General features: G+C 68.6%; 11 protein-coding genes and 1 riboswitch. Of the genes, 6 read left to right on the top strand and 5 right to left on the bottom strand.

Features of this window, described 5'->3' with window-relative positions; all coding sequences use genetic code 11:
- The first annotated feature begins 48 nt into the window (after nt 1–48).
- Entirely contained in the window at nt 49–657 is a 609-nt protein-coding gene (locus tag ACZ6DL_RS14485; protein WP_466051244.1) for a hypothetical protein, read from the top strand.
- A gap of 38 nt (nt 658–695) precedes the next feature.
- Here the strand turns inward: ACZ6DL_RS14485 and ACZ6DL_RS14480 are convergent, their stop codons facing one another.
- From ACZ6DL_RS14480 to ACZ6DL_RS14470, 3 genes are all read right to left on the bottom strand, one after another.
- On the bottom strand, nt 696–1,118 hold the full coding sequence (locus ACZ6DL_RS14480; RefSeq protein ID WP_466051242.1) for a PPOX class F420-dependent oxidoreductase: 423 nt from the start codon (nt 1,116–1,118) through the stop codon (nt 696–698).
- Between the two features lie 136 nt (nt 1,119–1,254).
- The gene (locus ACZ6DL_RS14475) at nt 1,255–1,710 is read right to left on the bottom strand and encodes a hypothetical protein (protein WP_466051240.1); all 456 of its coding nucleotides are present in this window, start codon (nt 1,708–1,710) and stop codon (nt 1,255–1,257) included.
- 294 nt (nt 1,711–2,004) lie between these two features.
- A complete protein-coding gene (locus ACZ6DL_RS14470) occupies nt 2,005–3,057 on the bottom strand; it encodes an alpha/beta fold hydrolase (RefSeq protein WP_466051238.1) in 1,053 nt (350 codons plus the stop codon).
- 188 nt (nt 3,058–3,245) lie between these two features.
- Here ACZ6DL_RS14470 and ACZ6DL_RS14465 point away from each other — a divergent pair, with 188 nt between their 5' ends.
- Genes ACZ6DL_RS14465 through ACZ6DL_RS14455 form a run of 3 tightly spaced genes read left to right on the top strand, consistent with a single transcriptional unit; the run spans nt 3,246 to nt 4,338 of the window.
- The gene (locus tag ACZ6DL_RS14465; protein ID WP_466051236.1) at nt 3,246–3,617 is read left to right on the top strand and encodes a glyoxalase superfamily protein; all 372 of its coding nucleotides are present in this window, start codon (nt 3,246–3,248) and stop codon (nt 3,615–3,617) included.
- A 49-nt stretch (nt 3,618–3,666) separates the two neighbouring features.
- Nucleotides 3,667–4,125 carry a DUF2752 domain-containing protein gene (locus ACZ6DL_RS14460; protein ID WP_466051234.1) on the top strand — a complete coding sequence of 153 codons (459 nt, stop codon included), beginning with the start codon at nt 3,667–3,669 and terminating at the stop codon, nt 4,123–4,125.
- Between the two features lie 27 nt (nt 4,126–4,152).
- Nucleotides 4,153–4,338 (top strand): hypothetical protein, encoded by a 186-nt coding sequence (locus tag ACZ6DL_RS14455; protein WP_062974667.1) that lies wholly within the window; start codon nt 4,153–4,155, stop codon nt 4,336–4,338.
- On the opposite strand, the gene ACZ6DL_RS14450 is transcribed toward ACZ6DL_RS14455, so the two are convergent.
- Nucleotides 4,339–5,685 (bottom strand): M1 family metallopeptidase, encoded by a 1,347-nt coding sequence (locus tag ACZ6DL_RS14450; protein WP_466051232.1) that lies wholly within the window; start codon nt 5,683–5,685, stop codon nt 4,339–4,341.
- Nucleotides 5,685–9,596 (bottom strand): Pls/PosA family non-ribosomal peptide synthetase, encoded by a 3,912-nt coding sequence (locus ACZ6DL_RS14445; protein ID WP_466051230.1) that lies wholly within the window; start codon nt 9,594–9,596, stop codon nt 5,685–5,687. Before ACZ6DL_RS14445 ends, ACZ6DL_RS14450 begins: the two co-directional genes overlap by 1 nt.
- Nucleotides 9,597–10,265: 669 nt before the next feature.
- A riboswitch (SAM riboswitch) is annotated at nt 10,266–10,379 on the top strand.
- A 47-nt stretch (nt 10,380–10,426) separates the two neighbouring features.
- Between ACZ6DL_RS14445 and ACZ6DL_RS14440 the strand changes: the two genes are divergently transcribed.
- On the top strand, nt 10,427–11,746 hold the full coding sequence (locus ACZ6DL_RS14440; protein WP_466051228.1) for an aminotransferase class V-fold PLP-dependent enzyme: 1,320 nt from the start codon (nt 10,427–10,429) through the stop codon (nt 11,744–11,746).
- Nucleotides 11,747–11,822: 76 nt separating this feature from the next.
- Nucleotides 11,823–12,422, top strand: a complete 600-nt coding sequence (locus tag ACZ6DL_RS14435; protein WP_466051226.1) for a Uma2 family endonuclease — start codon at nt 11,823–11,825, stop codon at nt 12,420–12,422.
- Nucleotides 12,423–12,447 lie beyond the last annotated feature (25 nt).

The following is a 12,447-nucleotide window of genomic DNA, read 5'->3' as shown; positions in this document are numbered from 1 at the left end:
AAACGCCTGGTCGACGGCGAGAAATTACGAGCGCGGCTCCGACCACTCGTGATCTCGCTCCGGGACAACGCGGGCTTCCTGTGTGCCGCGGTGGGGAGCTTGTACACCTTCACGCTGTTGTTCAAGCCGTGGCTCGCCACCGGCGGGCCCGATGGCACGATCTGGAGCAACGCCTTCGGTCAAACGCACATCACCACCACGCTCGTCGGCCTGTGGTCGAAGAGTCCGCCTGCCCACACGAACCTCAGCGGTAAGTGGGCCATTCTCGCCACCATCGCGATCTTCCTCACCGTCATCGCCGCGGTGATCAATCTCTGGGCCCGCACCGAAGCGCTCGCTCGCTTGACGACCGTTTCCGCCGTGGCGGTGGCGCTCTTCGTCGCCTTCACGCTGGTCTATCTGAATGGGAAGGGGCCGGAGCTGCGCAACATGATCGGTTCCGGGCCTCCCACCGACCTCGGAACTCAGGTCGGCTACGTGATCCGTTGGGCCTCGGGCAACGGGCAGTACCCGCTGCCAGGACTACGAAAGGTGGAGTTCTCCACCGCGAAACTCACCGGTACCGCGTTGCTGGCCGGCGCGACGGCGATGTTCTCGGCGGTGGTGGCTATCGCGCAATGGGTGCGGAGAATGAAGTCACGCCGTCGCTCCGGCTGAGTTGCGGGCTCGGCCGGAGCGCGGGACTCTCGTCGGTGTCAGGAGGCCCAAGGGCCGATTCCGCCGACCTTCTCGATGCGGATCCGGGTGAGGTAACCGGGCGGGGCGTCGGCGGGAGGAAACTCGGCATTCGGACTGGCCAGAGTCTCGGCGAGTTCTCGGAGCAGCTCGGGTGCGCCGCCCTCCACCACGCGTGCGGTGCCGGTGATCGAGAGATACGGGCGCATCACCTCACCCCGTTCCGGGGACAGGATGGTCACCGCGACGCGCGGGTCGCGGCGGACGTTCCGGATCTTCTGGTAGACGCCGAGGTGCGCGGTGACGAGTTCGTCGCCGTCCGGTGTCGACCGCAGGGCCACCCAGACGACTGAGACCTGTGGGCTGCCGTCCGGGTTGATCGTGACCAGCGTCGCGTCGGCACCGGGTCCGATGAGTGCACGGGCGTCGTCGTCGAGTGTCATGTGTTGTTCTACCGCTCGGCCGACGTTTTCATTCCCGCCACGGCGCCCGACGAGATCGCCCTTGGAGCAAGCGGATCGGATGGATCCGCCCCTGATCGAGAGCCCGCGCCGGTCGTGCCGGGGCGGGCTGCGCGGACTACGTGACTACGAAGACTCCCTTGCCCGGGACGTGAGGGGAGTCGGTCGCGATCAGGACTTCCACTCGGCCGAGGCCCGCGGGAATGCCGACCGGTATCCACGAGCCGGCGACGTTCTCCTCGGCCGGGGTCCGGTCGTCGAGCCGTATGGGGGGAAGGGTTCCGAAGACGCCGGTATCGGAGTTGCGCCACGAAACGGTGACCGTTACGCCGCAGGAGCCTCCGGGTCGATCGGGCGCGAAGACGAACTCCGGGTGGATCCATAGCGTCGGAACACCGGAGTAATTGCGGTCGGGGTCGTAGAAGGCGGCGATCATGCCGATGCCGGCACCATCGCCGCCACAGAGCGTTCGCGCAGGGGGGACGCCCAGGGGAAGCGCGGTGGCCGCGGGGGCGGTCACACCGAGTGCGCTGATTGCCAGAGCCAGGACCGCCACGCCACGCCAGACACTCACCGCTGCTCCCTTCGTCGGAACCCGAACCTGTCTGTCCTCTGAGTCGACTTGAGTTCGCTGAATGTTAACGAGAGCGTCTGGAGGTCGAGTTGAACAAAGGGAATCCGGCGTAGAAACGCCGGATTTTCCTGGTGATCGACAGACGGCGTCCGAAGAGCCATCTATGCAGTATCTGGTTGGCAAACTGACGGGAGTGCGATAGCGGACCGGCGCTAATGGCCGGTCGGCTCACTCCGGGACAACTTTCGCCCCCGGACCGGACGTCATCGACCGGCCCAGGGAAACGGTCTCGGGTCAGCCCGCGGCCGCGGAGCGCAAATGGGCGGTCTCGGCGATAGCGGCCAACTCCGCGTTGAAGCGGTCGGCGGCTTCGATATTGCCCAGGTGGCCGGTGGGCCACACGTGGTACGCGGCCAGATGGCCTGTCTCGGCGAGCGCGTCGGCGATGCGGCGCGACATGCGTTCGGGCAGCAAGCGGTCGTGCGCGCCCGCGATCACCGTGGTCGGCACCGTGAGGGAGGCGGCGGCTTCGGCGAGATCCATGTCGGCCAGCGCGGCGGCGTGCCTGCCGCGCGTCAGCGGCCGGCACGACCGCACGATGCCCAGCGCGAACTCCACCTGGTCGGCGGTCGCGTGCGGAGTCATCACGCGCGCCTTGAGCAGCGCGCTGGCCGGCCAGCCGCCCGGCAGCGGGACCGGCGCGGTGAGCAGGGTCTCCGCGACGATCATCGGCATCCGCACGGTGGCGCCGAGCACGGTGATCGGCCGGTCCGCCAGCGTCAGCGGCTTGTTCAGCAGCGGAAGCAGGTCGGTGTCGTAGCGGATGTTGCCCGAGGAACTGTTCAGCAGCACGGCGGCGGCGGCCTGCTTGCGCACCTGCTCCGGATAGCGAGCGGCCCACGCCTGCACCGTGATCCCGCCCATGCTGTGACCGACCAGAACGGCTCGTTGCCCGGGGCGGAGCGTCGCATTCAGGACTACCGAAAGGTCGTCGGCCAGCGACTCTTTGGTGGGGGCCGACTTGCCGAGTTCGCTGGCGCCGTGGCCGCGCTGGTCGTAGCAGACCACGCGATACCGGTCGGCGAAGGCGTTGATCTGCGGGTTCCAGTACTCGATGCTGCAGCTCCAGCCGTGGATCAGGACGATGACATCGCCCTCGGCGGGACCGTACGCGTGTACTCGCAGGCGAGCGCCGTCCTTGGTGGTGACGGGGATGACCGCGTGACGGGCGGTGGGCGCGTTCAACGACGCGGTTCCGAAGGTGCGGGACCGCAGTCCGGCACGGTAATCGGCGGTGAGCGCACCGTTGTGCGCGTCCGCCAGCGTCCTCATCGACTTCGCCAGCATGAGCACTCCTTTGTGTCCACCGTCACCGTACAGTGCAAGCAAGGTGCTTGCTAGTGCTAGCGCTGCACGACGGCATTCCTGGTGTATATCGGGGAGTACCCCCGGAATCGATACCGCAAAAGATCATTTCGGAATGAACCGGGTTGTGAGGTATCGGGCGTATCGCGGTGCGATGGCAAGATCACGACGTGACGGCCATCCAGTTCGCCCCGCCGGTACCCGTGCTGCGCATGTTCGATGTGGCGCGGACCTACGAGTTCTACCGGGACTATCTGGGCTTCACGGTCGACTGGGAGCACCGGTTCGGACCGGAGTTCCCGCTCTATGCCCAGCTCTCCCGAGCCGAAGCGACGCTTCACCTCAGCGAGCACCACGGGGACGGCACACCGGGCAGCGTCGTGTGGATCGCGGTCGGCGACATCTTCGCCTGGTATGCCGAGCTGAGCGCCAAGTGTTACCGCAATGCCGACCCTCATCGCCCGGAAGACGGTCCGGGTGGGCCGGGGTTCGAGCTGGTCGATCCGTCCGGCAACGTGCTGCGGTTCGCGCAGCCGAAATAGGCGGCGCTACTGTGGCGTCCTCGATCGCTGCCCGGTTACGGTTGACTTCGTGGACATCGCGCAACCTTCCTCCGGCCCCGCTACGGAGCTGCGAGCCGAGCCGAGGACCGGATGGCGCGGCGTCGGACTTCCCCTGCTCGTCGCGGGTGTCGGAGTGGGCGTCGGGGTGCTGCTGCATTTGCGCGATCCGCACGTCGAAGGCTCCTACGGCACCTGCCCGGTCTACGCGCTGACCGGTTGGTACTGCCCCGGCTGCGGCGGGATGCGCGCCGTGCACAATCTCACCGACGGGCACGTGCTCGACGCCCTGCACAGCAACTTGCTCGCGATCCCGCTGGTCGTCGCGTTCGTGGTGTGGGTGACGGACTGGACCGTCCAGGCCTGGCGCGGGCAGAAGATGCGGCTGCCGTCGATCAGCCGGACCACCATGTGGACATTCTTCGCCTTGCTGGCGATCTACACCGTGGTGCGCAATACGCCGTGGGGAACCCTGTTCACACCCGTGTAACACGCCGATGTGGGGGCACCCTCAGGTATGAACGATTCGCTGAAGACCCGGGTGCGGGAGAAGTTGCTGCGCCAGCTCATCGAGGATCCGCGGGATACCGAGCACGACGACCCCCGGCAGATCGCCGTGGAAACCGATCTGGACGCGTTGGCGAACGTCCCGGAGGACGATCCGCTCGTCGAGGAACTCGCCGCCCGCTATCTGGTGTTCTGATCAGGCCGTCGACGTGCCGCCGTAGGGCGGCAGCTGCGGTAGCCGCTCGCCGAGCAGCCAGCTGTCCCACAGCGGGCGCAGCGAGACCAGGCTGTAGTGCCCCGCCAGGTCGGTGAACTCCTCGGTGGTCACCGACGAGTGGCGGTAGCGGATGGTCCACTCCCGCAGCAGGTCGAAGAATCCCGAATCGCCGAGTTCCAGGCGCAGCGCGTGCAGGGTGAGCGCACCCCGTTTGTAGACGCGATCGTCGAACATGCGCTGCGGTCCCGGATCGCCGATGACGATGTCCTGGGGCTCGCGGGAGAGGTTGTGCCGCGCGGCGCGGGCCAGCTGGTCGGCAGTGGGTCCGCCCGCGGCCTCCGACCAGATCCATTCCGCGTAGCAGGCGAAGCCTTCGTGTAGCCAGATATCGCGCCACTGCCGGATGGTCAAGCTGTTGCCGAACCATTGATGGGCCAGCTCGTGCGCGACCAGGCGTTCGGCGCCGCGCCGGCCGTCGCAATGGTTGGCGCCGAAGATGGAGATGCCCTGCGCCTCGATCGGGATCTCCAGCTCGTCGTCGGTGACGACCACGGTGTAATCCTCGAACGGGTAGGGGCCGAACTTCTCGCTGAAGACCTCGAGCATCCGTGGCTGGCGAGCGAAGTCGTGGTCGAAGTTGGCGCGCAACCGCGGCGGTAGGACGGCCTGCATCGGCACCGCGGAGTGCGAGGGGCCGATGCGGTGCTTGCGATAGTGACCGATCTGGATGGTCGCCAGGTAGCTCGACATCGGTTCGGCCTGCTCGTACACCCACGTGGTCTGACTGGCCTTGGTCTGCTTGCGCAGCAGGGTTCCGTTCGCCACCGCGTAGTACGGCGAATCGGTGGTGATCGAGATCCGATAGCTCGCTTTGGAACTCGGGTGGTCGTCACAGGGGAACCAGGACGCCGCGCCGTTGGGCTGGCTGGCCACGAGCGCGCCCTCGGTGAGTTCTTCCCAGCCGACCTCGCCCCACGGCCCGCGCACCGGTTTCGGGGTACCGCCGTACTGCACCACCAGCGCCAGCACGCCGCCCGCCGGAATCCGCTGCTGCGGCGTGACGATCAACTTGCCGTGCTGATGGGCGAATTTCGCGGCCTTGATCCCGTTGACGGACACCTTCGACACGCTCAGCGCCTGGGCGAGATCGAGTGCGAACCGGGTGCGCACCTCGGTGGTCACCGCGGTGATCGCCGCGCGCCCGGTGAGGCGGTTGGCGGCAACCCGGTAGGCCAGCTCCAGTTCGTACCGGGTGACCCGATACCCCCGATTGCCGTTCTGCGGGAGGTACTCGTCGATGGGGGCTTCATAGAACTTGCCCGTCATCAGCGCGCCCCGGGGTCGCCCGTGAACCAGGGCGCGATCGGGTTGCCCCACCAGCGCGTCGAGGCGGGCACCGTGTCACCGCGCATGACCAGCGAAGCCGGGCCGATGGTAGCGCCGTCGCCGAGCGTCGAGGCGGGCAGCGCCACGCAGTGCGGACCGAGGGTGGCGCCCGCACCGAGAGTGACGGTGTCCATGGCCATGATCCGGTCGTGGAACAGATGGGTCTGCACCACACAGCCGCGTTCCACGGTCGCGCCGTCGCCGAGAGTCACCAGGTCCGCCTCCGGTAGCCAGTAGGACTCGCACCATACCCCGCGCCCGATGTGCGCGCCGAGACCGCGAAGCCAGAGATTCAGTACGGGCGTCCCGGTCGCCGCGCGCGCGAACCACGGCGCGGCAACCGTTTCCACGAAGGTGTCGGAGACCTCGTTGCGCCAGACGAACGAGCTCCACAGCGGATGTTCCCCGGTGCGTATCCGCCCCACCAGCAACCATTTGGCGGCCATCGCGCTCGCCCCCGCGACAGCGCCTGCCGCCAGCAGCACCAACCCGCTGAGCAGTCCGGCGGCCAGATGGCCGAACGTTTGCGCGAGCCAGGCGAGGGTGAAAAGCACGCCGAGCCCGATCGCGAAGGTCACCAGCACCGGGACCAAGCGGCAGGTTTCGACGATGCCGCGGGCTACCCGCAAGCGCGCGGGTGGGTCGAAGGTGCGCGCGGTATCGGCGTTCTCCGCGGCGCGGCGCAGCCGTACCGGCGGGCTGCCCAGCCATGACGAGCCCGGTTTCGCCTTGGACGGCGCCGCCGACAGCACCGCGACCAGCCCGTTCTTCGGGACACGGCGGCCGGGCGCGGTCATCCCGGAGTTGCCGAGGAAAGCGCGCTTGCCGACCTTCGCCTCCCCGATGTGCAGCCAGCCGCCGCCGAGTTCGTAGCTGGCGATCATGGTGTCGTCGGCCAGGAACGCCCCGTCGGCGACGGTGGTGAACTTCGGCAGCAGCAGCACGGTCGAGGCCTCGACGCTCTTACCTATCTTCGCGCCGAGCAAGCGCAGCCACAGGGGAGTGAGCAGGCCGGCGTACAGCGGGAACAGGAAGGTACGCGCGGAATCCAGCAGCCGCTCGGTGGCCCACGCCTGCCAGCCGACCCGGCTGCGCACCGGGTGGTAGCCCTCGGTGAGGCCGATGCTCAGCAGCCGGACCGCGACGATGGTCGCCGCGGCATAGACGCCCAGGCTGAGCAAGGTCGCGAGGGGAAGCACGGCGAACGCGCGCGCGGCGCCGGCGGCGAGCGTGCGGGTGTCGCGAACGAACCAGGCCAGGAACGCCCCACCGGCGCCGATACCGAGAATCGGCATGGCGGCCAGCGCCATCGACGTGATCCCGAAGATGCCGACCCAGTGCCGGGCACGATCGGGCGTGTGCGCGGGCCAGCGGTGCTGTGCCTTACCGACCTTCACCGCGGGCGAACCGGCCCAGTCCTGGTCCGCCTTCACCTTGCCCGATACCGCGGAGCCGGGGGCCACCTCGGCGTTCTTGCCGATCTTGGTGCCCGGCAACAAGATCGAGCGTGAGCCGACCACCGCGCCGGGGCCGATCGTGATCGGGCCCAGATGCACCACGTCGCCGTCGATCCAGTAGCCGGACAGGTCGACCTCGGGTTCCACACTGCACCCGTCACCGAGTTCGAGCATGCCCGTCACCGGCGGGAGGCTGTGCAGGTCGACGCCCTTGCCGATCTTCGCGCCGAGCGCGCGGGCGAACGGCACCATCCACGGCGCTCCGGACAGGTTCTCGGCGCCGCTGGCCTCGGAGAGACGGACGGCCGCCCACAGCCGCAGATGTACCGAGCCACCGCGCGGATAGCTGCCGCGCCGGATGCCGCGCAGCAGCAGCCGCGCCCCCGCCACGCAGATCGCCATGCGGCCGGGCGGCGAGATGAACAGCAGGAACGCGGCCAGCGTCCACCACCAGGACAGCTGGGGGAGCCAGGGCAGTGAGCCGGACCAGGCCGCGATATTGCCGACGATCGCCAGCCAGGTGAGCCACTGCAATCCGGTGAGGGTGGTGAGCGGGATGGTGGCCAGCACCTGCGCCGCCTGCGCGAGCAGCGGCGTCGGCCGCACCGTTCGCTCTGCGACGGCCACCGCGGGCGTGGTCTGTTCCAGCAGGTCGGCCAGCGCGCCGAGGCGGGGATGGTCGTAGACGTCAGCGACGGCGATCTGCGGATACCGTTCGCGCAGGGCGGTGACCAGCTGCGCCGCCGCGAGCGAGCCGCCGCCCAGGTCGAAGAAGTCCGCGTCGAGATCGCCGACCTCCGCGCCGAGAATGGCATCCCACAGTCCGGCGACCCACTGGGCGGTGCCGGTCAGGTCGTTGTCGTCGTCGTCCTCGGCGGCATTGGGCAGCGGCCAGGGCAGCGCGTCGCGGTCCACCTTGCCGGAGGTCCGGGTGGGCAGCTCGTCGACCACCGCGAGCCTGGGCACCAGCGGCGCAGGAAGTTGTCCACCGAGGACGGCGCGCGCGGCCTTGACATCGAAGTCCGGGCCGGGTCCGGTCAGATAGCCGACCAGAAGCTTGTTGCCCGCCTTGGTGGTCCGGATGGCCGCAGCGGCGCTCGTGACGCCGGGCAGGTGTTGCAGAGCGTTGTCGATCTCGCCGAGTTCGATGCGCCGCCCGCCCAGTTTGATCTGATCGTCGGCGCGGCCGAGGAAGACCAGTCCGGCGCTGTCGTTGCGGACCAGGTCGCCGCTGCGGTATGCGCGCTCCCAGCCGACAGAAGGCAGCGGCGCGTACTTCTCGGCGTCCTTGACCGGGTCGAGATAGCGAGCCAGTCCGACGCCGCCGATCACCAGTTCGCCGGATTCCCCCTCGGCCACCGGGTTACCCGCCCGGTCCACGACGACCAGGTCCCAGCCGTTGAGCGGCAGGCCGATTCGGATCGGCCACCGGCCGTCCAAGCGGGCGGCGCAGGCGACGACCGTGGCTTCGGTGGGGCCGTAGGTGTTCCACACCTCGCGAGCCGAATCACCGTTCCCCGCGAGGCGCTCGGCGAGTTCCGGCGGGACGGCCTCGCCGCCGAAGATGAGCAGGCGCACCGCCTCCAATGCCTCCACCGGCCAGGTCGCCGCCAGGGTCGGGACGGTGGAGACCACACTGATCTCCCGCCGCACCAGCCACGGGCCGAGATCGGCGCCGGTGCGCACCAGCTCACGCGGGGCGGGCACCAGGCAGGCGCCGTTGCGCCAGGCCAGCCACATCTCCTCGCAGGACGCGTCGAAGGCGACCGACAGACCCGCCAGAACCCGGTCGCCCGGACCGATCGGGGCGTCGCGCAGGAACAGATCGGCCTCGGCGTCGACGAAGGCGGCCGCGTTGCGATGGGTGACGGCAACGCCTTTCGGAGTGCCGGTGGAACCGGAGGTGAAGATGATCCAGGCGTCGTCGCCGGGAGTGGGCAGCGTCGACCAGGTCTGTTCGCGCTGCTGCTCGGCTGCGCGGATGCCCGCGGCCGTGGTCTCGATGCCTTCGGCGGTCACGATCGCGGTGACCTGTGCTTCCCCGAAGACCAGCTGGGCGCGCTCGTCCGGGTCGTCGGCGTCGACCGGCACGTAAGCGGCGCCGGAGTAGAGAACGGCGAGGATGGTCACATAGAGCCCGCGGGTGCCCGACGGCATGCGAACGCCGACCCGATCGCCGGGCCGCACGCCCGCGGTGGCGAGCCGGGCCATGGCGTTCTCGATCTCGACGACCAATTCCAGATAGGACAGCACCACATGGCCGTCGTCGATGGCGGGGGCGTCGGGATGGGCGAGTGCCGTCGCGGTCAGGATGTCGACGAGCGTCCTGGCCTCCGGCGCGCGATCGCCGCGTGACAACGGGCCCGCCGACGCGTCGACGTCTGTCTCGAGCATGGTGCTGTGCGCACCTCCCATCGACTCGCCTCACACTTTCCCGTTGTTGTGTCATAGCTGGGTTACCAAAGGGCAAACAGCGCTGTGGCCAGCTGTCCACGGTACCCGGGGTTGTCGTCGCTTGTTGTTCACCGGACCGGATGCCGGATCGGTGGGCGCGATGCGCGTTGTTGCAGGTGGGATAGATATTCGCCGTTCCGGCAGGGCAAAACGCTGGTGGGCGGCTCGCCTGTCGCGTTCGCCGGGAGATCGCTGATCCGAAGGTGTGATTCGGCTCATCGAGCGGTCCCGAGCTGGTCCTCGCGAGGGCGGGGATGTCCGTTTGTTCCGGCCGGTCATCGAGGGAGTCGCAGCGGGCGACGCGATCGGGTTCAGCGCGTTCGAGATACGGAGGCGCTCGAGAAGTTGCCCCGTTGCGGGAAACGAGGGGGGACCGACTCTCATCGGCATCGGTTCGCTCGGTGGTAACCGACGAGCGAACCGAGGCGCGTTTCGCCCGTGGACGGGGTTGGTACCGATGCGCGAAATCCCGCGTCGGGCGCGGCTCGCGCGTCGTCGTGGGGGTGCTTGTAATGGCCGACGCGTGGTGGTTATGTCCACGCGGTGCTCGTGGGGACTCGGGTGGAATGTGGTTGACAGTGCCGGGGCGCTTCTGCCACTCTCGAGTCTGGTCATGAGTGCCAGTGCAAAGCCCCGGCTTGCTGGCCGGCAACCCTCCTCCGCGGTGGGGTGCTCCGGGTGACGACCCGGCCGCCGCCCAACCGGGCGCGGCAAGCGCGGACTCGCCGAATCGTTCGGTCGCGAGTCCCTGAGCCGACGGGATTCACGTGATGACTACTGCTGTCGACAACCCCTGTGCCGCACTCGCCCGGGTGTCCGGCGACGAACTGCGCGTGCCGCTGGTACACGGCGGATCGGCGACCTACGCCAACTTCGACTACGCCGCGAGTGCGCCCGCGTTGGCCCAGGTCACCGACCGGGTACAGCAGTTGCTGCCGTACTACGCGAGCGTGCACCGCGGCGCGGGCTACGCCTCGCGGATCTCCACCGAGTGCTACGAAGCCGCTCGCGGATCGGTGTCCCGGTTCCTCGACGCCGCCGACGATCAGGTGGTGGTCTTCACCCGCAACACCACCGACTCGCTGAACCTGCTCGCCTCCTGCGTCCCCGGGGACACCGTGGTGCTCGACATCGAGCACCACGCCAATTTCCTGCCGTGGACCAAGCGGGGCAGGCGCGTCGTGCAGGCCGCCGACACGGTGGAGGAGACCATCGGCAGGCTGGTCGCCGAACTGTGCAGCAAGCCGGCCGCATTGCTCGCGGTGACCGGCGCCTCGAACGTGACCGGCGAGGTGCTTCCACTGGAACGGCTGGCCACCATCGCGCATCAGTGCGGCGCCCGGATCCTGGTGGACGCCGCCCAGTTGGCGCCGCATCGGCGGATCAGCCTGCGGGACACCGCGATCGACTACCTGGCGTTCTCCGGGCACAAGCTCTACGCGCCGTTCGGCGCCGGTGTGCTGGTGGGCAAGCGGGATTGGCTCGACGCGGCGCAGCCCTACCTCGCGGGCGGCGGCGCGGTGCGCGAGGTCCGCAGCGACGCGGCCGAATGGGCGTCCGCTCCGCAGCGGCACGAAGCCGGCTCGCCGAACGTGCTCGGCGCCGCCGCGCTGGCCGCGGCTTGTGACACGCTCAGCGGGATCGACGCCGAAACCCTTGCCGCGCACGAACACCGGCTCGCCGACCGCCTGCGCGCCGGCTTGGCCACGATTCCCGGCGTCCAGCTGCTGCGGATCTGGATCGACAGCCCCGACTCCGTCGGCATCGTCGCCTTCACCCTGGACGATTTCGCCCCCGGCCACGTCGCCGCCTATCTCTCCGCAGAACACGGCATCGGTGTGCGCGACGGACGTTTCTGCGCCCACCCGCTGCTCGCCCGCCTCGGCTTGACCGGCGCACTGCGCGCCAGCATCGGCCTCGGCACCACCTCCGCCGACGTGGACCGCCTGATCGAGGCGATCGCCATCCTCGCGCGAACGGGCCCCACCTGGAATTACGCCGCCGAGAACGGCGTCTGGAACCCCACCCCCGAAACGCGTCCCTTCACCTCCACCGCCCCCACCGGCGCGGCCCCCTGTCTCGTCGGCTGAAGCCGCGCTGGTCCCGATGGCATGGTGGCACCGGATACTATCGCCGTATCCGGTAACCCGAGTTCGAGGCGGTCTCATGAGCACCCTGCCCGTGTGGGCCACCGATCCGGCCGCCCTTCTCATCACGGAGGAGGGTTACGCGGCGCTCCCGGAAGACGTCCAACGTCAGATCGAGGTGGTCGACGGCCACGTGATCGTCTGCCGGAGCGGCACCTTCGAGCGCAACAACGTGGCCAGGCGACTGGCAAACGCGTTGGAACAAGGGAGCCCGGACGAGCCGTGCACCGGGGTGGTGACCGACTTCGAGATGTATTACGTGCGAAGTCGTCCGGCGAGTCCAGGATTTTCGTTTCGTCGTCCGGACGTGGCATTGCATCGGTGCGTCGACGGCGATCGGAAATTGAGGACGGCGGACGTGCTGCTGGTGGTCGAGGTGGTCTCACCGGGATCCGAATACACCGACACCGTGGACAAATGCGCGGAGTACGCGAACGAAGGAATCCCGATCTACCTGATCGTGCATCTGGCCGCGGATCGCAAGGTGAAGATCATCCAGGAATACCGTCTGGACTGGGCGAGCCGCAGTTACCGGCTGGCGGAAACTCATCAAGATGTGCTCCGGCTGAGCGATCCGTTCCCGGTCGACGTGGACTTTGCCGTGCTGGACGGTGCCTGATTGCTTTCTCGAGTTGGAATGGCCG

The organism is Nocardia sp. NPDC041819, from assembly GCF_055590505.1.
This window is presented reverse-complemented; position numbering and strand designations above follow the sequence as displayed.